This is a genomic window from Aquipseudomonas alcaligenes NBRC 14159, from assembly GCF_000467105.1.
Classification (GTDB): domain Bacteria; phylum Pseudomonadota; class Gammaproteobacteria; order Pseudomonadales; family Pseudomonadaceae; genus Aquipseudomonas; species Aquipseudomonas alcaligenes.
This window is the reverse complement of sequence record NZ_BATI01000008.1, coordinates 15,810-38,610: the sequence shown is the minus strand read 5'-3', so window position 1 is coordinate 38,610 and position 22,801 is coordinate 15,810. Positions and strand designations below refer to the sequence as shown.

Here is a 22,801-nt window from a genome sequence, read left to right as displayed (position 1 = left end):
GGGAGAGGGGAGTCTCGGCCATGAGCCAGTTCCGCTACACCGGCCGCGACGCCCAGGGTGCCAGGGTCACCGGCACCCTGCAGAGCGCCAGCAGCGACAGCGTGGCCAGCGAGCTGCTGGCGCAGAAGATCACCCCGCTGACCATCGAGGAACAGCGCGAGCAGGGCGGCGACGACCTGCTCGCGACGCTCACCGAGAAGCTGCGGCGCCGGCGTGTCGACCTCGAGGAACTGATCATCTTCTGCCGCCAGATGTACAGTCTGAGCAAGGCCGGCGTGCCGATCATCCGCGCCATCGGCGGCCTCGCCGAGTCGCACCGCAACCTGTATTTCCGCGAGGTGCTGCAGCAGGTGCGTGCCGACCTCGAAGGTGGCATGAACATGGCCGTGGCCCTGCATGCCCACCCCAAGGTGTTCACCACCCTGTTCATCAGCATGGTCAGTGTCGGCGAGAACACCGGCCAGCTCGACCAGGCCTTCCGCCAGCTGGCCGGCTACCTGGAGCTGGAGCGCGAGACGCGCAAGCGCATCAAGCAGGCCACCCGTTACCCGCTGTTCGTGCTGATCGCCATGAGCGTGGCGCTGGTGGTGATCAACCTGCTGGTGATCCCGGCGTTCGCCAAGGTGTTCGAGCAGTTCAAGGCGGACCTGCCCTGGCCGACCCAGGTGCTGATCGGCACCTCGCAGTTCTTCCAGGACTTCTGGTGGCTGCTCCTGCTGCTGTTCGGTGGCGGCCTGTATGCCTTCTTCAAGTGGATCGAGACCGACGCCGGCGCGCTCAAGTGGGACGCCACCAAGCTGCGCCTGCCCATCGTCGGCGGCATTTTCGAGCGCATTGCCCTGGCCCGTTTCACCCGCACCTTCGCCATGATGTACAAGGCCGGCGTGCCGCTGCTGCAGACCCTGTCGATCAACAGCGCCAGCGTCGGCAACCGGCATATCGGCCAGGCCATCCTCGGTATGCGCGAGGGGGTGGAGCGTGGCGAGGCATTGACCCGCACCGCGTCGAGCAGCGGCCTGTTCACCCCGCTGGTGCTGCAGATGATGGCCGTGGGCGAGGAAACCGGCGCCCTGGATGACCTGTTCGTCGAGGTGGCGGACTTCTACGAGCAGGAAGTAGACTACGACCTCAAGCAGCTGGCGTCGGCCATCGAGCCGATCCTGATCGTGGCCATGGGGGTGATGGTGTTGATCCTCGCGCTGGGCGTGTTCCTGCCGATGTGGGAACTGGCCTCGGTGGCCAAGGGCGGCGCGTGAGCCCGGACTACCAGGCCGATTACTGGGTCAGGCGCGCGCGCCTGTTTGGCTGGGGACTGATCCTGGTCATGGCACTGGCGGTGGTGCTGGCGCTAGGCTGGAAAATAGCCGAGGTCAGCGAACTGCGGGCCATGGATGCCACCCGTGCCCACCTGGCTGCCAGCCTGAGTGGCCTGGCGGCGGAGCAGATGGCGAAGGACCGGGTGCTGGACGAGGCCTGGAAACGCAAGAATCCGTTCGTGCTGCTGCGCTGGCGGCAGGACAACTACTGCGGCGAACTGACCGCGCCTGGCGAGCCGCGGGCCGGCTGCTGGTACTGGTTGCCACCGCAGGCCTGGGTACTCTACCGCCCCCGGTTCGCCGACGGATGGAGGGGAAGGAGGCACGAGCTGCATGCCTGGCGCCTGTCGACGGTTCCCGAGGGGCTGTCGACTGCGTCACAATCCAGGGGCGCCCCCTTTGCCCTGGAGCTTGAAGAAGTTCCCGCCGCGGAACTGTCCGCGCAGGGTTTTTGAGTCACAGAGGAAGCAAGATGAAGAACAGCAAAGGTTTTACCCTGATCGAACTGGTGGTGGTGATCGTCATCCTCGGCATTCTGGCTGCGGTGGCGCTGCCGCGGTTTATCGATACCACCAAGGATGCGCATGAGTCCGCTGTCCGCGGTGCTGGTGGTGCACTGGCCTCGGCGGTGCTGCTGGTACGGGCTCAGTGGGAGGTCAATCGCAGCAAAGGGGTAGCAACTCCGAATATCAACGTGGCCGGATTCGGCGCCAATAACGTCGATGTGAATGCTTCTGGCTGGCCGGTGGGCATTGATGATGGTGCCACCCTCGGTAGTGCCAGCGACTGTGTGGATATCTGGACCAACGTTTTGCAAGGCTCCGCGCCCAGCGTGTCGGCAGCCACTGGTAGCGACTATCAGGCCAGCCTGGCGGGGCAGGTTTGCACTTATACCTACCAGCGTGATCCTTCTGCCGCCGGTGTGGCGGACGATCTGATTGTTTACGATGCAGCTAATGGCACCGTTACTACTACCTACGTCGAATAACTGACCCTCGGGGACTGTGCGTATGAAAAGGCAACAAGGTGGCTTCACCCTGATCGAACTGATCATGGTCATCGTGATTCTGGGCATTCTGGCGGCGTTTGCGCTGCCGCGGTTTGCCAATCTAGGCGGGGATGCTCGTCGCGCAACGATCCAAGGGGTTGAGGCTTCGATGAAGTCAGCCTCTGCCATTGTTCACTCAGCTTTTCTGGCGCGTGGTGGCACTGCTGCTACAACCACAGTTGCGGTTGAGGGCGCGGATATTGCCGTGACCAACGGTTATCCATCCTCTTCGGCTGCAGGCATTGAGGCTGCCGCTCAGATTTCTAACACTGAGTTCACCGTCACGCACACGGCTACTACTACGACCGTGCAGGCTATTGGCGCCACCACAGCGGCTTCTTGCCAGGTGGTATACACCGCAGCTACTTCCACTGGTACTCCGCCAGTTGTTACCCCTCCGGGAATTACTGCAACTACTGACGGCTGCTAAACCCCAATGCGCGGCTTTACCCTGGTCGAGCTAACGATGGTCATCGTGATCATCGGCATCCTCGCCGCCGTGGTGGGGCCGCGTTTCTTCGACCGGCGGGTGTTCGACGAGCGCCTGTTCTACGAAGAGTCCCTGGCCGCCGTGCGCTATGGGCAGAAGCTGGCAGTGGCCAGCGGCTGCCTGATCCAGGTCAGCCTGGATGGCAGTGGCTACCGCCTGCGCCGCGCCGCCAACTGCACCTCCGGTGGCTTCACCAGCGAGGTGCAGGGGCCGGATGGCCAGTCTCCTTTCGCCGCGCCTCTACCCAATGGGGTCAGTGTCTCGGCAAACACCTTTCCCGTGGTATTCGACTCCCTCGGCCGTCCTTCGGCCGCGGCGAGTGCCACCCTCGGCAGCTTCACCATCAACGTGACTGCCGACACCGGCATGGTGCGATGAAGCGCCAGGCCGGCATGACCCTGGTCGAGCTGGTGATCACCATCGTGATCATCGGCATTGCCGCCGCCGCGCTGTATAGCGCCATGGCCGCCATCACCGGGCGTTCCGCCGACCCGCTGCTGCGTCAGCAGAGCCTGAGCATCGCCGAGGGCTATCTGGAGGAGATCCTCCTGCAGCCGTTCCTCGACAGCAGCAACGCGGTCTGCCCGCCGCCGCCGGCCAGTCGCGCCAGCTTCGACAATGTCTGCGATTACAACGGCCTGAACGACAACGGCGTGCGCGATGCCCGTGGCCAGGCCATTGCCGCGCTGGCCAACTATCGGGTGCAGGTCGCCGTTACGGCCCAGGCCTTGGTCGGCCTGGCCGCCAGCGATGTGCTACTGGTGCGCGTGACGGTCACTGACCCGGCGGGCCAGACGCTGGCGCTCGACGGCATCAGGACGCGCTACTGATGCGGCGCCTGCGCGGTTTTACCCTGGTCGAACTGGTCATGGTCATCGCCCTGGCCGGGCTGGTCGGGGTGATGATCAGCACCGTGCTGTCACGCCCGATGGAGGGCTTCATCGGCCAGAGCCGGCGCGCCGAGCTGGTGGATATCGCCGCCGGCGCCCTGCAGCGCATGAGCCGCGATGTGCGGCTGGCCATACCCAACTCGCTGCGCGTCTCCGCCGATGGTCAGGCGGTGGAGCTGCTGCTGATCCACAGCGCGGCGCGTTATCGTCCCAATCGTATCGGCGAGCCGGGCCTGCGTTTTTCCAGCGACGCGGCCGGCACCTGCAACAGCACCACCCAGGGTGGGCGTTGCGACAGCCTGCAGGTACTGGACGGCGCGTTCAACCCCGCCGGCGCGCGCTGGCTGGTGCTGTACAACATCGGCGCCGAGTCCGGTGGTAGTCCGCAGCAGGGCAGCAATGTATGGAAGTACGGCAATCCGGGGGTGATCACGCCGACCGGCACCAGCTTCACCAGCCTGGCCGGCGCCCCGGCCGGCGAGAGCCATATCGCTCTGGGCAACCTGCCGGTTGGCGGTTTCCGCTTTGCCTTCGCTTCGCCGCAGCACCGCCTGTACCTGGCCGAGACGGTAGTGGGTTACCGCTGCCAGGGCGGCCAGCTGGTGCGCTACAGCTACAACGCGCTCAACGACACCCTGCCAGCCAGCCCGCCGCCGGGCTCCAATCCACAGCCGGTGGCGCGCAGTGTGGCCAACTGCAACTTCACCTATCAATCCGGCAGCACCCAGCGCGCCGGGCTGCTCACGCTCAGCCTGGGCATCGCCCAGGACGGAGAAAACCTGCAACTGCTGCAACAGGTCCATGTCGACAATGCGCCGTGAACCTCACCTGCGTCGCGCGTCGGGCTTCGGCCTGGTGGCGGCGCTGTTCCTGATCATCGTGGTGACCCTGCTGGTGATCACCATGGCGCGCCTGTCCACGGTGCAGCATGGCAGCACCAGCCTGGCCATCCAGCAGGCGCGCGCCTACCAGGCCGCGCGTGCCGGGCTGGAGTGGGGCATCAGTCAGGCGGTGCAGAGCAACCTGTGCGCCGCCGGTACCCCGAGCATGACCGGTACGGGGCTGGCCGAGTTCAGCGTCAGCGTCAGCTGCAACAGCGCCAGCTATACCGATAACGAGGGTAATCCGGTGCAGATCTTTCGTTTCACCGCCGAGGCGCAGAACGGCACGCCAGGCGGGCGCCCGGATTATGCCTATCGCCGACTGACTGCCACGGTGGAACGATGATCATGCGCCCGAGCGGACTGCTCAGGAATCTGCTGCTGAGCATTGCGGGCATGCTGATCGCGGCTCAGGCGCAAGGCGCCGCCTATACGCTGCCGAGCGCATCCTTTGCACCCTGCCAGGGAGCGGGCAACTGGAATCAGGCGACTAATACCTGCAGCGGGCAGATCAGATTTGCCAGCGGCGACACCCTGACCAGCAGCAGCGCGCTGACCCTGACCGCCAACGGTGGTTTCACCCTGCGCGGCAACACCATAGGCACGGCCAGCAACCCGATCACCCTGCAGGCTGCCTATAACGCAATCGAGACCATTGCGCCGCATGCCGCGACCATCATCAACGGCTCTGTCAGGAATGACAGCGCTGCGATCACCCTGACCAACGTCACCATCAACGGCTCGCTCGAAACGGCCAGCGGCAGCGTCACCCTGACCAACTCCAGCGTCACGGGTAATGTCATGGGTACCGGCAACGGCAGCTTGAGCAACACCAATGTCGGCGGCAATGTGAGTTTCAGAAATGGCCTGAGCATCACCGGCGGCATCCTGTCTGGCGCGGCCAGTACCAATGGCAATGCGTCCTTCACCAATACCAGTGTGATCGGCGCGGTCACCGCGACCAACGGCATTACGGCCAGCAACAGCAATTTCAGCGGCACTATCACGGCCACCAATGGCGCCTCGTCCTTCACCGGCGGCACCATCAATGCGGATATCAACGGCGACTGCTGCAAGATCACCATCAGCGGCGCCTATGTCACCGGCAATATCAGCTCGGCCAACGAGCTGGAGATCAACAACAGCACGATTACCGGTACCATCAGCAACGACAATAGAATCACTTTCAACAACAGTACGGTGTACGGCAATGTCACGGGCGGCGGCTGGAACAACTCCATCAGCGGTACCGGTAGTAGCAAGGTCTACGGCACCTGTACGCCCAGCGTGACCAGCCCGACCACCCTGTGCGACAGCTCTCCCGTCACGGCCTGCTTCACCGACAACTTCGACCGCGCCAGCTTGGGTACCGACAACTGGGCGGTGACCAGCCGCAATGGCAGCTTCGGCGTGCCGCGAACGGTCGGTAACCGTCTGCGCCTGACCGACAACACCGGCAACGTGGCGACTGGCGCGACGCTGCAGCGGCTGCTGCCGGCCAGCGGCAACTTCGTGCAGGTGCAGTTCAAGTACTACGCCTACAACGGCAATGGTGCCGATGGCGTGGCGGTGATCTTCTCCGATGCCTCGATCACGCCGCAGCCTGGTGGCTACGGTGGCTCGCTGGGCTATGCGCAGCTCAACGGCACCAGCGGTTTCGCCGGTGGCTGGGCGGGCATCGCCCTGGATGAATACGGCAACTTCTCCAACCCCACCGAAACCCGCGTCGGCGGGCCCGGGTTGCGCCAGGACTCGGTATCGATCCGCGGCTCCGGCAGCGGCACCACGGGCTATCGCTACGCCGCCGGTACGGCCGCCAATCTGAGCCCCGGCATCGATGTGTCGGGCAGCACGGCTGGCCCCGGGCATACCTACCGGATCACCCTGGACAGCCGGGTCAGCGGCAGAACCATGGTCATGGTCGAGCGCAATACCGGCTCGGGCTTCACCACGCTGATCCCGTCCTTCGATATCCGCACCGTCACCAACCAGGCGAGCTTGCCGAGCGACTTCTTCCTGTCCCTGACGGGCTCGACGGGGGGCTCCAACAATATCCACGAACTGGACGACCTGCAGGTGTGCGCCACGCGGATCAACCCGATTGGCGCGCAGATTGATCACTTCGAGTTCAGCTACTCGGGCACGGCGCTGACCTGCAACCCGCAGCCGGTGACCATCCGCGCCTGCCTCAACAGCAGTTGCAGCAGCCTGTACACCGACCCGGTAAGCGTCACGCTGAATCCTGCGAGTTCCTGGTCCGCGATTGCCCCGGCCAGCGTCAGCGGCAGCACCATCACCTTCACTGGCGGTACGGCCCAGGTTCGCCTGGGCAGGCCCACGGCCGGCACGGTCAGCCTGGGGGTACAGTCCTCGGTGCCGGCGACCAAGCCGCTGAGCGTGCCGGTGTGCTCCACCAGCGGCTGCCAGATCAGCTATGCCAACAGCGGCCTGTTGCTGCAGGTGCCGAACATGCTGGCGGCCAAGCCGACGGCGGCGACGCTGAGCGCGGTGCGCAAGGCGGACAACGCCCTGCAGTGCGTGCCGGCCTTCGCCAATGTCACCCGCAGCGTCAGCTTCACCTCGGCCTACAGCAATCCGAGCAGCGGCACCCAGCCGGTGGTGGTCAACGGCAGCAATGTCGGTGCCGCCGCCGTTAGCCTGAACCTCAACTTCGACGCCACCGGCACCGCGCCGCTGACCGTGCGCTACGACGATGCCGGGGAGATGAAGCTGAGGGCCCGCTATGTGGGCGGCGCCGGCAGTGGTGACGAGGGGCTGGTGCTGGACAACAGCAATACCGACGATCTGTTCGTCAGCAAGCCCTATGGCCTGTGCCTGCAAAGGCCGGCGTCCATCACCGGGGACCTCAGCAATTGCAATGGCGCCGGTTGTGCCGTGTTCCCCGGCGGCATTCGTGCTGGGGATAGCTTCCCGCTGAGCATTCGTGCCGTGGGCTGGCAGGCCGATGGCGAGGCGCTGACCGCGGCGCAGCTGTGCAGCGGCAATATCACCACCCCCAATTTCCGCCACGATGGCATCAAACTGACCAGTGCGGTGGTGGCGCCGAGCGGTGGCGACAATGGTGTGGTGACGCCACTCAACTACAACCACGCGCTGGGCAATGCGACGCTGTCGAACCCCGCGGTTTCCGAAGTCGGTGTGTTCACCATCACCGCCACTCCACCCGCCAATGGCTATCTGGATGGGGAAACGGTCAGCGGCGGCAGCAGCGACCTGGTCGGCCGCTTCATCCCCGCCTATCTGCGGGCCGAGGGCAACGCCAGCCTGACGCCTAGCTGTGGTAGCGCCTTCAGCTACCAGGGCCAGCCGATGGGGTTTTCCAGTGGCCGCCAGCCCACGCTGACCGTCACCGCCCGCAATCGCAGTGGCGTCGTGACCCGCAACTATGACCGGGGTGCCTTCTGGCGGCTGGGTGCTCCCGCAGCAGGCGCCTATGCCTCCATTACCGGCATTGCCACGCTGGATGCGCGCCTCGCCAGTGATGGCACGGCAACCTTGGCCGTCGCTGAGGCGGACAATGGCGATGGCAAGCGTATTTACAGCTGGACCGGCGAGCGGTTGCTTTATAAGCAGGCCCTGCTGCCCAGCGTCGATGACTATCCCTTTGATGCCAAGGTAGAGCAACGCTTCCCGGCGGCCAGCCTGACCGATGCCGATGGCGCCTGCCACGGCACGGGGGGCGCCTGTCAGGACTATGTCTATACCTTTTCCGATCAACCGGGCAGCGAAGTCCGCCTCGGCCGTCTGCGCATCGGCAATGCCCATGGCTCCGAGCTGCAGAGCCTGAGCCTGCCGCTGGTCGTGGAGTCCTGGCAGAACATCGCTGGTGGCAGCTTCCAGCGTGAGGGCATGGATACCTGCACCAACTTAGGGACGCCTGCACTGGATATGTTCACCGGCAACCTGGCCCTCGGAGAGACCACGCCGACCCTGGTGGGTCTGTCTGCCGGTGGCGGCAGCGTGTCGCTGAGCGCCCCGGGCGCCGGCAATGACGGCTCGGTGCAGGTCAGTTTCCCCGCCTCGCCGAGCTGGCTGCAGTATCCCTGGGATGGCGCCAATCGCCAGCTGGCGCGGGGCCTGGCCAGCTTCGGCATCTACCGGGGCGCTGCGCCGCTGATTTTCCGCCGCGAGCTGTACCGCTAGAACGCGAAAAGGCCGCCTTTGGGGCGGCCTTTTTGCCTGGGGTGTAAAAGAGGGGATTCCCCGGCCTGCCTGTACCAAGGTCCCCAAAACTGGAGTTACCTGATACTAAGCAGAAGCTGTGCCAGTTTTATTACGGCAGCCAAATTTTGCCTGTGCAGGGCGCGCCGGGTGGACGCGCGCAGGCCCGCGCGACTGACTAGTCTTGTGGGTGTCTCCAGTAGTCGGAACGCGTTCATGAAAGGTATCGCCACGCTGATGCTATGGGGCGGATTGCTTCTGGCGCCGCTCACCTCGGCCGAGCATGTGCGCCTGGTCGGTGATGTCTGGCCACCCTTCACCGACCAGCGCCTGCCCGGCAACGGGCTGGCGGTGGAGCTGGTGAGCACCGCCCTGCAGCGCGCCGGGCATAGCACCGAGTATGTCGAGGTGCCCTGGGCCCGCGTGCTGCGCGGGCTGCAGCAGGGCGACTATGACGTGATAGTCGCGGCCTGGTACAGCAACGAACGCAGCCGCTATGGCTTCTATTCCAGCGCCTATCTGGTCAACCGCATCCGCTTCCTGCGCCGCACCGGCATGCCTATCGAGTTTGCCGGCCTGGACAGCCTGCGGCCGCACAGCATTGCCGTGGTGCGGGGCTACAGCTATGACTCCGCTTTCGACGCGGCCCAGGGACTGAGCAAGGTGCCGGTGCTGGAGTTCGCCATGGGCGCACGCATGCTGGCGGCCGGCAGGGTGCAGCTGACCCTGGAGGATGAGCTGGTGGCGCAGTACCACCTCAACCGTGATCTGCGCGAGATCCGCAATGCGGTGGAGTTCGTCGAGAAGCCGCTGAGCGAGAACGGCCTGCACATCCTGATGCGGCGCAGTCATCCGTTGCACCGGCAGATAGTCGCGGACTTCGATCGCGAGCTGGCGGCGATGCGCGAGGACGGCACCTACCGGAAGATTTTCAGCCGCTATGGGCTGTAGCCGTGGCGCCCAGGGTGCGCCCGCGGCCGCTGCGCTTGGCCTGGTAGAGCTGCATGTCGGCCTGCTGCAGCATGTTTTCCAGATCCTCCGGCTGGCCGTGGCAGATGCCGGCGCTGAAGCTCAGCGCGGGGGCGCCGGGGGCATAGTTGAGCGTGCTGCACTGCTGGCGTAGTGCGTCCAGGCGTGCGCCCAGCGTGGCGCCGTCGAGCTGGCTGACGAGGGCGAACTCCTCGCCACCCAGGCGTCCGCAAAGGGCGTCGGGAAAGGCCTGCTGCAGGGCGTTGGCGAACAGGACCAGGGCGTTGTCGCCGCTGGCATGGCCGAAGCTGTCGTTGATCTGCTTGAAGTGGTCGAGGTCGAGCATGGCGACGCCCGCCGTGCGCTTGCCCTTGTGCGCCAGGCGCAGCAGTTCCGTGCCCTGCTCGTAGAAGGCGCGGCGGTTGCACAGCCCGGTCAGCGAGTCGAACAGTGCCGCCTGCTTGAGCGCCTGCAGCATGTCGCGACGTTCCAGGCTGGACATCACCCGGCAGTTCAGTTCCTCGGGGCAGAAGGGTTTGCGCAGGAAGTCGTCGGCGCCGTGCTTGATGAACATGGCGCTGAGCGAGCCCTTGGCGTCGGCGGACAGGCCGAGAATGATCAGCTCGTTGCGCTTCATCTTCTGCCGCAGCAGCTTGACCAGCTCGAAGCCGCTGATGCCCGGCATGCTGTGGTCGACCAGGAACAGGTCGATATCGGGCTGTTCCTGCAGCAGGCGCAGCGCTTCGTCGCCGTCGCAGGCGTCGATGATCTGGTACAGGTGCGGGGTAAGGATGCGGCGGATGAAGTGGCGCGTGGCGTCCGAGTCCTCGGCGACCAGGATCTTCACGTGGCTGTTGCGCTCCAGCCGGTGGATCAGGCGGAAGGCGTACTCGTAGGAGTGCTGGCTCTCCTTCAGCACATAGTCGACCACGCCCTTGAGCAGCAGCTCGTCGCGGCGGTGTTCGTCATAGGAGCCGCTGAGCACGATGCAGGGCACGCTGTACTGCAGCACCAGGTCGACGATCTCGCCGTGCGGCGCGTCCGGCAGGTTGAGGTCGACGATGGCGGCGAAGAACAGCGCCGAGGAGGCTTCGAGCAGGACCTGGGCTTCGCCCAGGGAGGCACAGAACAGCGGCTGCAGGTCCGGCTCCTGGCGGAACAGGTGCTCGAGAATCTTCAGCACCAGCGGGCTGTCTTCCACCACCAGAACGTTACGCATCAGCCGCTTTCCCCCTAGAGCATCCGTACCTTGACCGCGCGTCCCTTGATCTTGCCGCTTTGCAGGCGCTGCAAGGCCTCGCGGGCCACGCTGCGCTCCACGGCGACATAGGCCTGGTAATCGAAGATGGCGATCTTGCCGACCTTGTCGCCGGGGATGCCGGCGTCACCGGTGAGGGCGCCGAGGATATCACCGGGACGCAGCTTGTCCTTGCGCCCGGCGGCCAGGCACAGGCTGTGCATCGGCGGCAGCAGCGCCTCGCCCTTGTCCTTCAGCTCGCCGAGCAGCTGCCAGGTCAGCGGGCTGCCCTGCAGCTCCTCGATGGCCTGGGCGCGGTAGGCCTCGCTCGGGGCCACCAGTGACAGCGCCAGGCCTTTCTCGCCGGCGCGGCCGCTGCGGCCGATACGGTGGATATGGATCTGGGCGTCGCGCGCCAGTTCGACGTTGATCACCAGCTCCAGGCCGGCCACGTCCAGGCCGCGGGCGGCCACGTCGGTGGCCACCAGCACGCTGAGGCTGCGGTTGGCGAACAGGGTCAGCACCTGGTCGCGGTCGCGCTGTTCGAGGTCGCCGTGCAGGGCGGCGGCGGAAATCTTTTCCGATTCGAGCAGGGCGGCCAGTTCGTCGCATTGCTGGCGGGTGGCGCAGAAGGCCACTGCCGGCTGCTTGCGGAAGTGCCGCAGCAGGCGGATCACCGCGTCCATGCGCTGCTTGGGGTCGATCTCGTAGAAACGCTGCTCGATCTGCCCGTCATCGTGCATGGCCTCGACCTGCACGCGCTCCGGATCGCGCAGGAAGCGTGCGGCGAGCTGCTCGATACCGGCCGGGTAGGTGGCGGAGAACAGCAGGGTCTGGCGCTTGGCCGGGGTTTGCTCGATGACTTCGGCGATGCTGTCGAAGAAACCCATGTCGAGCATGCGGTCGGCTTCGTCCAGCACCAGGGTATTCAGCCCGTCCAGCTTCAGGGTGCCCTTGCGCAGGTGCTCCTGGATGCGCCCCGGGGTGCCGACGATGATGTGCGCGCCATGCTCCAGCGAGCCGATCTGCGGGCCCAGCGGCACGCCGCCGCAGAGAGTTAGGATCTTGATGTTGTCCGCCGCGCGCGCCAGGCGGCGCAGCTCCTTGGCCACCTGGTCGGCCAGCTCGCGGGTCGGGCACAGCACCAGCGCCTGGCAGCCGAAGAAACGTGGGTTCAGCGGGTGCAGCAGGCCGATGCCGAAGGCGGCGGTCTTGCCGCTGCCGGTCTTGGCCTGGGCGATCAGGTCGCGGCCCTTGAGGATCAGCGGCAGGCCGGCGGCCTGGATCGGCGTCATTTCGGCGTAGCCGAGCGCGGCGAGGTTGTCGCGCATGGCAGCGGACAGCGGTAGGGAGGCGAAGGCGGTGGTCACGGAGCGAACCTGAAGGGGAGGGCGGTGGCCGATTGTAGCAGGCCCCTCAGAGCTCCCGCTTCAGCTCGGCGATGCGCGTGTCCTTGTCCTGCCACAACTGACTGACCCAGCTCTGGACGTACTGGCGGAATTCGGCATCGCCCTGGTAGTCGCCGGCCCAGAGTGCCGGGTCCAGCTCGCGGGTGCGGATGTCCATGATCACCTTGGGCACCTGGCCGCTGATCAGCTTCCAGAAGCCTGGTGCGCGCTGGCCCGGATAGACCAGGGTGACATCGAGCAGGGCGTCCAGCTGCGGCCCCAGGGTGGCGAGGGTAAAGGCCACGCCGCCAGCCTTGGGCTTGAGCAGGTGCTGGTAGGGCGAGCCCTGTTGGGCCTGCTTGGCCGCCGTGAAGCGGGTGCCCTCCAGGTAGTTGACCACCGTGACGTTGAGGTCCTTGAAACGCGCGCAGGCGCGCTTGGTGATCTCCAGATCCTGGCCGGCCATCTCCGGGTGCCTGGCCAGGTAGGCCTTGGAATAGCGCTTCATGAAGGGGTAGTCGAGAGCCCAGAAGGCCAGGCCGAGGAAGGGCACCCAGATCAGCTCCTGCTTGAGGAAGAACTTGAAGTAGGGCGTCTTGCGGTTGAACGCCTGGACCAGGGCCGGGATGTCCACCCAGGACTGGTGATTGCTCACCACCAGGTAGGAGCGGTCGCGGCGCAGGCCCTCGCCACCGCGGATATCCCACACCGTGGGGGTGAGGGTGGCGAAGATCAGCTTGTCGATCTCGGCCCAGGTCTCGGCGATCCACATCACCCCGCGCGAGCAGGCCGTGCGCAGGGCCTTGCCGGGCAGTATCAGCTTGAGCAGGGCGATCAGCATCATCGGGCCGATCAGGATCAGGGTGTTGAGCAATAGCAGCAGGATCACGCTGCCGGCGATGAACAGTCGACGCATGGTTTCTCCTTGTCGCGGGCACGGCCATGATAGCCAGCGCGTTTGTCGTCCGGCGCAATAAATAGTGTCTGCTGGCAATGTGCCTTGCCTGCGCCTGGCGTATCCTTGTTCACTGAAACAACCAGACCATTGGCTCCCCCATCGTGCTCAAACGTATAGCAGTCACCGAGCTGTGCCTCGGCATGTACATTCACGAGTTCTGCGGTTCATGGATGGACCATCCGTTCTGGCGAGGACGTTTTCTGCTCGATAACGAGCGCGACCTGCAGCGCGTGCTCGACAGCGAAGTGCACGAGGTGTGGATCGACGTCAGCAAGGGGCTGGATGTGGCCGCCGGGCAGGCCAGCCAGACCGTCGAGGAAGTCGAGGCCGAGACCGAGGCGCGCCTGCAGGCCGTGGCCGAGAGCCGCACGCCGCCGCCGCGCGCCAGCCTTGAGGATGAGGTGCAGCGCGCCCTCAAGCTCTGCGCCCAGTCCAGGGCCGCCGTGGTGCAGATGTTCAGCGATGCGCGCATGGGCCAGGCGATCCTGCTGGACCAGGTAACCCGGCTGGTCGACGAGATTTCCGACTCGGTCCTGCGCCACCCCAACGCGCTGATCAGCCTGGCCCGGCTGAAGACCAGCGACGAATACACCTACATGCACTCGGTGGCGGTCTGCGCCCTGATGATCGCCCTGGCCCGCCAGCTCGGCCTGCCCGAGACGCAGGTGCGCGAGGCGGGCGAGGCCGGCCTGCTGCATGACATCGGCAAGATGGCGATTCCCGACAGCATTCTCAACAAGCCGGGCAAGCTGACCGACAGCGAGTTCGGCACCATGCGCAGCCACCCCGAAAAGGGCGCCCAGATGCTGCTGGAGTGCGGCCAGATCAGCGCGCTGGTACTCGACGTGTGCCTGCACCACCACGAAAAGTTCGATGGCTCCGGCTACCCGCACCGCCTGACGGGCGAGCAGATCAGCCTGTTCGCGCGCATGGGCGCGGTCTGCGACGTGTATGACGCGATCACCTCGGACCGGCCCTACAAGAAGGGCTGGGACCCGGCCGAGTCGATCCGCAAGATGGCCGAATGGAAGGGCCACTTCGATCCGCAGGTGTTCCAGGCCTTCGTCAAATCGGTGGGCATCTACCCGGTAGGGGCGCTGGTGCGCCTGGAGAGTGGCCGCCTCGGCGTGGTCATGGAACAGCACGATAAGTCGCTGCTGACGCCGCGGGTCAAGGTGTTCTTCTCGGCCCGCTCCAGGCTGCCGATTCCCCAGGAAGTGGTCGACCTGGCCAAGCTGGTCGGCCGCGACAAGATCGTCGGTCGCGAGTCGGCCGAGGAGTGGGGCTTCAAGAACATCGAGGAACTCTGGTCCGGCCTGGCCGCACGCAGCGGCTCCTACTTCGACTGACCCCCTCTCCTGGCGACCGTTCGTCGGTCGCCATCCATTGCCTGTTTCCTGCGAACGAATCGCGAACGCCCCCTGCGCACAGTGACAGCCATGCCTGCCGACATCGACCCGTCGGCGGCATGGCTGGCCACCAGCGGGGAAGTCGGTGGCGCAATTCTTCAGGAAAGAGGACCTACCCCATGTACCCGAAACTCACCACCATCCTGCTGGCCCTGTCGTTCAGCATCGCCTGCCAGGCCGCCGGAAACCACCACGCCGGCCACACCCGGAGCCAGCGCCGAACTGCCCAGCCCGCCGCCGCGCAGCGAGGGCAACGCCGACAAGGCGCGCGTCGAGCCGCACCGCCCGACCTCGGTACATGCGCCCAAGCCCCAGGGCTAGTGACGCGCAACGGTGCGAACGCTGGGCGAACGCTGCCGTGGAAAATCGTCGCTGCAGGTGGCCATGAGCCGCCTGCGCCTTTCGACAGATCAAGTGGTGACAAGGATGAAGGACATGCAGTACCAGGCCAGCCCCGTCAGCTCTGCGCTGACCGCCCGGCTGCTCGCGGCGGAGCCCGAGTTCGTGGGGCTGGAGCGAATCAGCGGGGCGGCCGGCGACGGCTACCTGAGGGTGACCGCGGTGAGTGCCGACGGCCAGCACGTGGTCGGCATGTTCGCCGACCCGGCCGATACCCTCAGCCTCAGTGCATTTCTCTGGACCCGCGCCGGCGGCCTGCAGCGCCTCGGCAGCCTCAATGGCGGGCGCTACTGTTCGGCCGAAGGCATCAGTGCATACGGTCGGGTGGTGGTGGGCACCGCCGAGGACGGTGCCGCCGAGGGCGCCGACCGTGCCTTTCGCTGGACCCGCCAGGGCGGCCTGCACGACCTGGGCACGCTCAACTACGGCCGCTACTCCCATGCCTACGCCTGCAGCGCGGATGGTCTGGTGGTGGTCGGTGATGCCGCCGACGGTGCCATCGGCCATGCCAGTCGGGGCTTCTACTGGACCTTCGCCAGCGGCATGCGCAGCCTCGGCGTGCTCAATGGCGGCCTGACCAGTCACGCCTGTGCGGTCAGCGCCAATGGTCGGGTGATCGCCGGCTACGCCGATGACGGCGCCCATGACAACGCCCGCCGCGCCGTGCGCTGGACCGAGCAGGACGGCCTGCGCAGCCTGGGCACGCTGAACGGCGGCCACTACTCGACGGCCACGGCAATCAGCGCCGACGGCCGCACCATCGTCGGGGTGGCCAGCGACGGTCACGCCGGGGAGGCCCTGCGGGCGTTCGTCTGGCGCGAGGACAGCGGCATGCGCAGCCTGGGCGGGCTCAACGGCGGCCTGGTCTCGCGGGCCAACGCGGTCAGCGCCGACGGCGCGGTGGTTGTCGGTGTCGCCAGCGATGGTGAGGCCGGCAACGAGGAGCGTGGTTTCGTCTGGACCGCCGAAGGCGGCATGCGCTCGGTCGAGAACTGGTTGTACGAGCATGGGCTGGCCGCCGCCGCGGTGCCCGTGGTGCAGGCCAATGGCGTCAGCGCCGACGGCCAGCTGCTGGTCGGGCAACTGGACGGTGAGCGCGCCTTCATCGCCAGCGTGCGTCCGCGCTGGCTGCAGTTCTGAGTTCGGGCGCCAGGGATGGCGCCCTTCCTTTGCACGCGTTGTCACGGGCCTACAGGGATGTTGCCCACCTTTATCGGGAGCATGAGCCATGGAGCACTGGCTGATCGCTGGCGCGCTGCTGCTGGTGTATGTCAGCGGCCTGTATGTGGCCGGGCGCAATTGACGCGCCCGGCGCCATGCGGCACCGTGCCGGCAAGTTCCAACCTGCAGCACGGATGCCATGCCGCACATTCTCATAGTCGAAGACGAAGCCGCCATCGCCGATACCCTGGTGTTCGCCCTGCAGGGCGAAGGCTTCACCACCACCTGGCTGAACCTGGCCGAGGCTGCCCTGGAATTCCAGCAGCGCACGCCCGCGGACCTGCTGATTCTCGACGTCGGCCTGCCCGACATCAGCGGTTTTGAGGCCTGCAAGCGACTGCGCCGCTTCTCCGACGTGCCGGTGATCTTCCTCACCGCGCGCGATGCCGAGATCGATCGGGTGGTGGGCCTGGAGATCGGTGCCGACGACTATGTGGTCAAGCCCTTCAGCCCACGCGAGGTGGCGGCACGGGTCAAGGCCATCCTCAAGCGCATGGCGCCGCGCCCGGTCGAGCCGCAGGGCGAGGCGGGCGGGCCGTTCCGCGTGGATGGCGAGCGGGTGCAGATCCACTATCGCGAGCAGCTGCTGGTGCTGACGCGCCACGAGTTCCGTCTGCTGCAGGCGCTGCTGGCGCAACCGGAGCGGGTGTTCTCCCGCGAGCAACTGCTCGACGCCCTGGGCGTGCCGGCCGACGCCGGCTACGAGCGCAATATCGACAGCCACATCAAGAGCGTGCGCGCCAAGCTGCGCCAGGTGGCGCCGCAGGCCGAGCCGATCCAGACCCATCGCGGCCTGGGCTACAGCTACAGCCCGAAGAGTGCCTAGCGCTTGCGGCAACCCCGCACCCGCTGGGAGAGGGGGCAGGAACTAGCGCATGGCCCGCAGCAGGTCGCGGGCTGCCTGCTGGTCGAGATCATCGTGGCCTCCGTCGATGGCGGCCAGGCGCGTCTCGACCAGTTGGCGCAGCGCGGCACCGCCCTGCCAGCGCGCACGGGTCATGGCCAGGCGCAGCTGCAGGGCGCGCGCCTGTAGCCATTCGGCCAGCTGCTCGGCTTCTTCCAGCAGCGCCGCCACCTCCTCCTCCAGGCCGCTGGCCAGCAGGGCCTCGGCCTTCAGGCGCAGCAGATCGGCCATCATGTAGTTCTCCCCCCGCCGGCGCGCGGTGGCGAGCACCGGGTCGACCAGCGCCAGCAGCTCGTCGTGGCGGCCGAGGTGGGCGTAGGCATCGAGCAGGAACAGCTGCATGGTCACCTCGATGCTGGACATCGAACTGCGGTTGCCGGCGATGCCTTCGTGCATCAGCTGCAGACCCGTCTCGTCACCTTGCAGGACCCGGGCCCAGCCGGCCTGCACATTGGCGATGTCCTGCCAGACCCGCAGACCGTGGCGCTCGGCCTGCAGCAGGCACTCCGCAGCCAGCGTGGCCACCGTGGCCGGCTCGCGCAGCATGAAGTGCAGCATGTTGCTGGTGACCAGCGAGAAGCACAGGGCATTGGCGAAGCCGTCGCCCCGGGCATGCGCCAGCAGCTCGGCGCTGACCTGGCGGGCCCGCTCGGGCTGGCCGTGCAGCCACAGGGCCATGGACATGAAGGTGCGCCCGCTGACCAGGGGGTCCTCGCCGTAGTTCTGCCGGCACTCCAGGCGCGCGGCGGGCTCGCTCAGGGCCAGGATGCGCTCGGACACGGCGATGGTCTCCGCCATCGGCCGCACCCAGAAGCTGCCACCGACGAAGCAGATCATGCCGATCAGACGGTGGCTGAGCCGGCCGCTCTGTTCGCCGGCCTGCATCACCTCGCGGCCCAGTTCCATGGCGCTGATATGGCCGCCCAGCGAGCCGGTACCGGCCCAGATGCCGACCAGCGCACCGAAGCGCTCCTCGATGTTGCTGGTGCGCTCGCTCAGCTCGCGGGCGCGTTCGAAGGCGCGCACCGTGCGCTGCGCGCCATAGCCGTCGGCGGCATTCAGGACCACGCCGAGGGCCAGTTGCAGGGCCAGCTCCTGGCTGTCGCGCTGGCTGCCGGGTGGCACATCGCCCAGGCAGTCGAGCGCGCGCTGGTACTACTGGGCGGCCTCGCGGTAGGCCGAGATGCGCTGGGCATGGGCGCCGGCACTCTGCCACAGGGGCACGGCGGCCGCGCCCTGGCCGGCTTCGCTGAGGTGGTGGGCGACCTGTGCGGGGGCGTGCAGGGCGCGCGCCGGAAAGCGCTGCTGCAGGATTTCGGCAATGCGCGCGTGGGTTTGTCGACGCAGCGCCCGGGGCTGCGACAGATAGGCGGCCTGCTGGATCAGGGCGTGCTTGAACTGGCTCAGGCTGGCCTGGCTGCCCGGGTTGATCAGGCCCGCGCGCAGCAGCTCGCCGAGGTGCGCCTGCAGTTCGGCGGGGCTGCCCGGATACAGGGCCTCGAGCAGCTCGATGGGGAACTCGCGGCCGATGCAGGCGGCCAGCTGGGCGGTGCCGCGCGCGGCACCGAGCAGGTCGATGCGCGCCATCAGCAGGTCGTTGAGGGTCAGCGGGATGCCCTGCTGGCCATGGCCACTGGCCGCCCACTGGGCCAGTTCCTCGATGAACAGGGGCACACCGTCGGCCATCTCCAGCACGCGCTGCAGATCGTCCCGGTCGAGGCTGGCGGCCAGGTCGGCGACCATGCTCTGCGCCAGCGCCGGGCTCAGGTGCGGCAGTTGCAGCAGATGGGCGCCGGCTTCCAGCCAGGCCTGCGTGGCGAACTCCGGGCGCGCGGTGATCAGCAGCATCAGCGGCCGTAGCTCGGGTTCGTGGAGCAGGCGTTCGAACAGGCGCAGGGTCGAGGCATCGGCCCAGTGGGCGTCCTCCAGCACCAGCAACAGCGGTTGCTGGCGGTTGGCGCGGATGATCGCCAGCAGGGTTTCCAGCATGCCCTCGTGCCACTGCTCGCCACGCAGACCGTGCACCGGCGAGCCCTCCGGCAGCGGCAGGCCGAGCAGGTCGGCGACCAGGTCGCAGCGCGGCCCGTCCAGGCCGAATGCCTGCAGCACCTCGCACAGGCGCTGGTAGCGCTGTGCCGGTGCGCTGTCCGGGGCAAAGCCGGTCAGGCTGCGGATCAGTTCGGCACAGGGGAACAGCGGGTCGCTGCGGTGCTGTTCCAGGCAGCGCAGCTCGACCTGGTGGCCGGGCAGGGTCACCGGAATCTGCTTGCTCAGCTCGTGCACCAGGCGTGACTTGCCCACGCCGGGGTCGCCACACAGCAGCAGGGCCTGGCCGCGCTGCTGCTGGTGCACCTGTCGCCAGATATCGTGCAGGCGGGCCAGCTCGTCGCGGCGACCGACCAGCGGGGTCAGGCGCGGTTGCGCGGCCAGGCGATGGCGTGCCGAGCTAGCCGCCTCGGCGCGGTAGATGGTGCCGGCGCTGGCGCCGCTGCCGAGCAGGCACAGCTGCAGGGGCAGGCAGCGGAAGTAGCCCTGCACCAGGCGGAAGGTGGCACTGCTGAGGGTGACTTCCTGATAGCCGGCGAGCTGGCGTACCTGGATCGCCAGGTCGGAGGTGATGCCGGTGGCGTCGGGCATCGCCTGGCCCGGTGCGGTGACGATCTGTCCGGTGTGCAGGCCGCAGCGCACCTGCGCTGGTTCGCAGGCCGCCGCCAGCGACAGCGCGGCCAGTACGGCGATGCGCGCGGCATCCTCGCGCGCCTGCGGGTAGCCGAAGTAGGCCAGCAAACCGCCACCATGGGCCTGCACCAGGTAGCCGCCGTGCGCGCGGATGACCTGGGCGCACTGTGCCTGCGGCTCGGCCAGCAGGGCCAGGGCCTCCTCGGGGTCGATGCTGTCCGGGGTGGCGATCTCGCAATAGAGCACCGTGACCTGGCGCAGCTCGGCCGGCGGTGGTGGCAGCGCCACCGGGCGCGTCGGTGAAGGCCTGGGGGCGGCGCTCAGCTCACCCTGGCGAATGCTCTGCTGCAGGGCCTGGCAGGCTTTGCTCGGGTGCACGCCGAGCTCTTTCCACAGCTGGTGGCGAAAGCTTTCGTACTGCGCCAGGGCGGCGGCGCTCTGGCCATTGCGCGCTAGCAGGCGCATCAGGCGCTGCTGGCCGCTTTCCTGCCAGGGGTCGAGCTCCACCAGGCGCAGGGCATGGGGCAGGGCGCGCTGCAGCTCGCCCTGCTGTTCGAAGTGATTGCTCAGGTGTTCCAGCAGGGCCAGGGCGTGGCAGCGCAGCGATTCGCGTTGCAACAGCAGCCATTCTTCGAAGTCCGGACAGTCGGGCAGGTCGAGGCCGGCGAGGAAGTCGCCGCGGTACAGCGCGACGGCTTCGGCCAGTTCGGCGATGCAGTTCGGGCACTGCTGGCAGGCCGGGCTGGCGCTGCAGTGCTGCGGCGGCTGGCGGAAGCGCAGCACGTCGATGTGCCCGGCCGGCAGGAAGCGCAGGCTGTTCTTGCCGGCCTCGAACAGCGCCAGGCCGGTCGGTGTCTCCAGTACCCGGCGCAGGTCGGACAGGGTGCGCCGCAGGTTGCCGCGCCAGGTGTTCGCCGGGCTGGCCTCCCAGAGCAGGGCGGCGAGCGTCTCGCGGCTGTGTTCGCGCTGGTGCTCCAGGCTCAGGTAGGCGAGCAGCGCGCGCATCTTGTCGTAGTTGAAGCCGTCCAGTGGCTGATCGCGCCAGGTGACGGCGAAGCTGCCGAGCAGGTTCAGGCGCAGCGGCGCGGCGGAGGTGACAGCGTCCATGTCGGGCTTCCCGGCCTTGGCGGCGCGGGCTCGGTGGCGAGTGGGGCAGATCCGGTTCGGTTGTGCGGTATGCTGGCCTTGTCGTTCACGCTGGCAGGGTCGGCCGTGACCGCGGCACCATTCTGCCATCCTTGCCGGGCGGCGGCGACACCCGCTCCGAGCGTCCATCCAGCCACAGGGAAGTCATCCATGCAGCAGCGTTTTGCGCGTCACCGGGGAGGGCGGCCATGCCGCTAGGCGTTCGTATTTTCCTGGTGTACTTCCTGTTCGTCGGCCTGGCCGGCTGGTTCGTTCTCAGCACGGTGATGGACGAGATCCGCCCCGGCGTACGCCAGTCCACCGAGGAAACCCTGGTGGATACCGCCAACCTGCTGGCCGAGATCCTGCGTGACGAGGTGAAGAACGGCAGCCTGGCCCAGGGCCGTCTGCCCGAGCTGCTCAAGGCCTATGGCCAGCGCCAGCCGCAGGCGCAGATCTGGGGCGTGGAGAAACGCGCTGTGAGCCACCGCATCTACGTCACCGATGCGCGCGGCATCGTGCTGCTCGACTCCAGCGGCGGCGCCGTCGGCCAGGATTACTCGCGCTGGAACGATGTCTATCTGACCCTGCGTGGCGAGTATGGCGCCCGCTCCACCCGCGAGGACCCGGCCGACGAGGACAGCTCGGTGATGTACGTGGCGGCGCCGATAAGGGATGGCGCGCAGATCATCGGGGTGGTTTCGGTGGCCAAGCCGAACCAGTCGCTGCAGCCCTATATCGAACGCTCGCAGCGGCGCCTGGGTTGGCTCGGCGCCGGGTTGATCGTGCTCGGCCTGCTGATCGGCGGGGCGCTGTCCTGGTGGCTCAGCGGCTCGCTGCGCCAGCTCACCCGCTATGCCGGTGCGGTCAGCCGCGGCGAGCGCGCCGAGCTGCCGGAGCTGCGCGGCGGCGAGCTCAAGCAGCTGGCCGCCGCGGTGCAGAAGATGCGCACCGAGCTGGAGGGCAAGGCCTACGTCGAGCAGTACGTGCATACCCTGACCCACGAACTGAAGAGCCCGCTGGCGGCCATCCGTGGCGCCGCCGAGCTGCTCGAGAGCGAGATGCCGGCCGAGCAGCGGCAGCGCTTCGTGGCCAATATCGCCAGCGAGGGCGCGCGCCTGCAGCAACTGATCGAGCGCCTGCTCAACCTGGCCCTGGTGGAGCAGCGCCAGGGTCTGGAAGAGCGTGTGGCGGTCGATCTGCATGGCCTCGCCGAAGAGCTACTGCAGGCCCAGGCGGCGCGCATCCAGGCCGCCGGCCTGCGCATGGAGAACACCATCCCGGCCGGGTTGCTGATGCAGGGCGAACGCTTCCTGCTGCGCCAGGCACTGGCCAACCTGCTGGACAACGCCCTCGACTTCACCCCTGCCGGCGGCCTGCTGCGTTTCAGCGCAGAGACGCATGACGGTCGCGTGGAACTGGCCCTGTACAACCAGGGTGCGGCGATTCCCGACTATGCGTTGCCGCGCCTGACCGAGCGCTTCTACTCGCTGCCGCGCCCCGCCAGCGGGCGCAAGAGCACCGGCCTGGGGCTCAACTTCGTGCAGGAGGTGGCCTTGCTGCACGGCGGCGAACTGGCCCTGCGCAATGTCGAGGGCGGCGTGCGCGCCAGCCTGCATTTGCCGTTAACCTGATGGTGGCGGGCTCGGTGGCGAGGTGGACTATGCTTCGTCGCAGAACCCAGCAGGCGCCTGCCAGGAGCATC

Annotated in this window: 19 protein-coding genes; 14 read left to right on the top strand and 5 right to left on the bottom strand. The window is 67.2% G+C overall.

Going from position 1 to position 22,801, the window contains the following annotated elements:
- Window positions 1–20 precede the first annotated feature (20 nt).
- The 10 genes from PA6_RS05635 to PA6_RS05595 all read left to right on the top strand — a co-directional run bounded on the left by PA6_RS05635 (window position 21) and on the right by PA6_RS05595 (window position 9,758).
- The gene (locus PA6_RS05635) at window positions 21–1,256 is read left to right on the top strand and encodes a type II secretion system F family protein (RefSeq protein ID WP_021699926.1); all 1,236 of its coding nucleotides are present in this window, start codon (window positions 21–23) and stop codon (window positions 1,254–1,256) included.
- Window positions 1,253–1,771: a hypothetical protein gene (locus PA6_RS05630; protein WP_021699925.1), complete on the top strand. Its 519-nt coding sequence runs from the start codon at window positions 1,253–1,255 to the stop codon at window positions 1,769–1,771. The genes PA6_RS05635 and PA6_RS05630 overlap by 4 nt, the downstream gene beginning before the upstream one ends.
- Before the next feature lie 17 nt (window positions 1,772–1,788).
- Window positions 1,789–2,304: a prepilin-type N-terminal cleavage/methylation domain-containing protein gene (locus tag PA6_RS24420; protein WP_021699924.1), complete on the top strand. Its 516-nt coding sequence runs from the start codon at window positions 1,789–1,791 to the stop codon at window positions 2,302–2,304.
- A 22-nt stretch (window positions 2,305–2,326) separates the two neighbouring features.
- The gene (locus PA6_RS24415) at window positions 2,327–2,794 is read left to right on the top strand and encodes a type II secretion system protein (protein WP_081693946.1); all 468 of its coding nucleotides are present in this window, start codon (window positions 2,327–2,329) and stop codon (window positions 2,792–2,794) included.
- A gap of 36 nt (window positions 2,795–2,830) precedes the next feature.
- Complete coding sequence (locus PA6_RS05620) at window positions 2,831–3,232, top strand: prepilin-type cleavage/methylation domain-containing protein (protein ID WP_280000733.1); 402 nt, start codon at window positions 2,831–2,833, stop codon at window positions 3,230–3,232.
- Window positions 3,229–3,684 carry a prepilin-type N-terminal cleavage/methylation domain-containing protein gene (locus PA6_RS05615; protein ID WP_021699921.1) on the top strand — a complete coding sequence of 152 codons (456 nt, stop codon included), beginning with the start codon at window positions 3,229–3,231 and terminating at the stop codon, window positions 3,682–3,684. Before PA6_RS05620 ends, PA6_RS05615 begins: the two co-directional genes overlap by 4 nt.
- Window positions 3,684–4,565 carry a PulJ/GspJ family protein gene (locus PA6_RS05610; RefSeq protein ID WP_021699920.1) on the top strand — a complete coding sequence of 294 codons (882 nt, stop codon included), beginning with the start codon at window positions 3,684–3,686 and terminating at the stop codon, window positions 4,563–4,565. Before PA6_RS05615 ends, PA6_RS05610 begins: the two co-directional genes overlap by 1 nt.
- The gene (locus PA6_RS05605; protein WP_021699919.1) at window positions 4,555–4,971 is read left to right on the top strand and encodes a hypothetical protein; all 417 of its coding nucleotides are present in this window, start codon (window positions 4,555–4,557) and stop codon (window positions 4,969–4,971) included. The genes PA6_RS05610 and PA6_RS05605 overlap by 11 nt, the downstream gene beginning before the upstream one ends.
- A gap of 2 nt (window positions 4,972–4,973) precedes the next feature.
- On the top strand, window positions 4,974–8,789 hold the full coding sequence (locus PA6_RS05600; protein WP_052520119.1) for a DUF6701 domain-containing protein: 3,816 nt from the start codon (window positions 4,974–4,976) through the stop codon (window positions 8,787–8,789).
- Window positions 8,790–9,023: 234 nt separating this feature from the next.
- Window positions 9,024–9,758: a substrate-binding periplasmic protein gene (locus PA6_RS05595; RefSeq protein ID WP_021699917.1), complete on the top strand. Its 735-nt coding sequence runs from the start codon at window positions 9,024–9,026 to the stop codon at window positions 9,756–9,758.
- On the opposite strand, the gene PA6_RS05590 is transcribed toward PA6_RS05595, so the two are convergent.
- The 3 genes from PA6_RS05590 to PA6_RS05580 are packed head-to-tail and all read right to left on the bottom strand — an operon-like array spanning window position 9,739 to window position 13,317.
- Window positions 9,739–10,995: a diguanylate cyclase domain-containing protein gene (locus tag PA6_RS05590; RefSeq protein ID WP_021699916.1), complete on the bottom strand. Its 1,257-nt coding sequence runs from the start codon at window positions 10,993–10,995 to the stop codon at window positions 9,739–9,741. The two genes, PA6_RS05595 and PA6_RS05590, sit on opposite strands and share 20 nt — an antisense overlap.
- Before the next feature lie 14 nt (window positions 10,996–11,009).
- Window positions 11,010–12,383 (bottom strand): ATP-dependent RNA helicase DbpA, encoded by a 1,374-nt coding sequence (gene dbpA / locus PA6_RS05585; RefSeq protein WP_021699915.1) that lies wholly within the window; start codon window positions 12,381–12,383, stop codon window positions 11,010–11,012.
- Window positions 12,384–12,429: 46 nt separating this feature from the next.
- Window positions 12,430–13,317, bottom strand: a complete 888-nt coding sequence (locus tag PA6_RS05580; protein WP_021699914.1) for an acyltransferase — start codon at window positions 13,315–13,317, stop codon at window positions 12,430–12,432.
- A 143-nt stretch (window positions 13,318–13,460) separates the two neighbouring features.
- On the opposite strand from PA6_RS05580, the gene PA6_RS05575 reads away from it, so the two are divergent.
- From PA6_RS05575 to creB, 3 genes are all read left to right on the top strand, one after another.
- Window positions 13,461–14,708, top strand: a complete 1,248-nt coding sequence (locus tag PA6_RS05575; RefSeq protein WP_021699913.1) for an HD-GYP domain-containing protein — start codon at window positions 13,461–13,463, stop codon at window positions 14,706–14,708.
- 486 nt (window positions 14,709–15,194) lie between these two features.
- Window positions 15,195–16,307: an HAF repeat-containing protein gene (locus PA6_RS05570; RefSeq protein WP_147289516.1), complete on the top strand. Its 1,113-nt coding sequence runs from the start codon at window positions 15,195–15,197 to the stop codon at window positions 16,305–16,307.
- Window positions 16,308–16,527: 220 nt separating this feature from the next.
- A complete protein-coding gene (creB, locus tag PA6_RS05565) occupies window positions 16,528–17,214 on the top strand; it encodes a two-component system response regulator CreB (RefSeq protein WP_021699911.1) in 687 nt (228 codons plus the stop codon).
- Between the two features lie 42 nt (window positions 17,215–17,256).
- On the opposite strand, the gene PA6_RS05560 is transcribed toward creB, so the two are convergent.
- Window positions 17,257–18,417 carry a hypothetical protein gene (locus PA6_RS05560; RefSeq protein WP_021699910.1) on the bottom strand — a complete coding sequence of 387 codons (1,161 nt, stop codon included), beginning with the start codon at window positions 18,415–18,417 and terminating at the stop codon, window positions 17,257–17,259.
- 30 nt (window positions 18,418–18,447) lie between these two features.
- Window positions 18,448–21,078: a BTAD domain-containing putative transcriptional regulator gene (locus PA6_RS05555; protein ID WP_021699909.1), complete on the bottom strand. Its 2,631-nt coding sequence runs from the start codon at window positions 21,076–21,078 to the stop codon at window positions 18,448–18,450.
- 227 nt (window positions 21,079–21,305) lie between these two features.
- Between PA6_RS05555 and creC the strand changes: the two genes are divergently transcribed.
- Window positions 21,306–22,730, top strand: a complete 1,425-nt coding sequence (creC, locus tag PA6_RS05550; RefSeq protein ID WP_021699908.1) for a two-component system sensor histidine kinase CreC — start codon at window positions 21,306–21,308, stop codon at window positions 22,728–22,730.
- Window positions 22,731–22,801 lie beyond the last annotated feature (71 nt).

Coding starts and splice junctions, on each gene's coding strand:
- PA6_RS05635 (WP_021699926.1), top strand. CDS start 21: ATGAGCCAGTTCCGCTACACCGGCCGCGACGCCCAGGGTGCCAGGGTC.
- PA6_RS24420 (WP_021699924.1), top strand. CDS start 1,789: ATGAAGAACAGCAAAGGTTTTACCCTGATCGAACTGGTGGTGGTGATC.
- PA6_RS24415 (WP_081693946.1), top strand. CDS start 2,327: ATGAAAAGGCAACAAGGTGGCTTCACCCTGATCGAACTGATCATGGTC.
- PA6_RS05620 (WP_280000733.1), top strand. CDS start 2,831: ATGGTCATCGTGATCATCGGCATCCTCGCCGCCGTGGTGGGGCCGCGT.
- PA6_RS05615 (WP_021699921.1), top strand. CDS start 3,229: ATGAAGCGCCAGGCCGGCATGACCCTGGTCGAGCTGGTGATCACCATC.
- PA6_RS05610 (WP_021699920.1), top strand. CDS start 3,684: ATGCGGCGCCTGCGCGGTTTTACCCTGGTCGAACTGGTCATGGTCATC.
- PA6_RS05605 (WP_021699919.1), top strand. CDS start 4,555: ATGCGCCGTGAACCTCACCTGCGTCGCGCGTCGGGCTTCGGCCTGGTG.
- PA6_RS05600 (WP_052520119.1), top strand. CDS start 4,974: ATGCGCCCGAGCGGACTGCTCAGGAATCTGCTGCTGAGCATTGCGGGC.
- PA6_RS05595 (WP_021699917.1), top strand. CDS start 9,024: ATGAAAGGTATCGCCACGCTGATGCTATGGGGCGGATTGCTTCTGGCG.
- PA6_RS05590 (WP_021699916.1), bottom strand. CDS start 10,995: ATGCGTAACGTTCTGGTGGTGGAAGACAGCCCGCTGGTGCTGAAGATT.
- PA6_RS05580 (WP_021699914.1), bottom strand. CDS start 13,317: ATGCGTCGACTGTTCATCGCCGGCAGCGTGATCCTGCTGCTATTGCTC.
- PA6_RS05570 (WP_147289516.1), top strand. CDS start 15,195: ATGAAGGACATGCAGTACCAGGCCAGCCCCGTCAGCTCTGCGCTGACC.
- creB (WP_021699911.1), top strand. CDS start 16,528: ATGCCGCACATTCTCATAGTCGAAGACGAAGCCGCCATCGCCGATACC.
- PA6_RS05555 (WP_021699909.1), bottom strand. CDS start 21,078: ATGGACGCTGTCACCTCCGCCGCGCCGCTGCGCCTGAACCTGCTCGGC.
- creC (WP_021699908.1), top strand. CDS start 21,306: ATGCCGCTAGGCGTTCGTATTTTCCTGGTGTACTTCCTGTTCGTCGGC.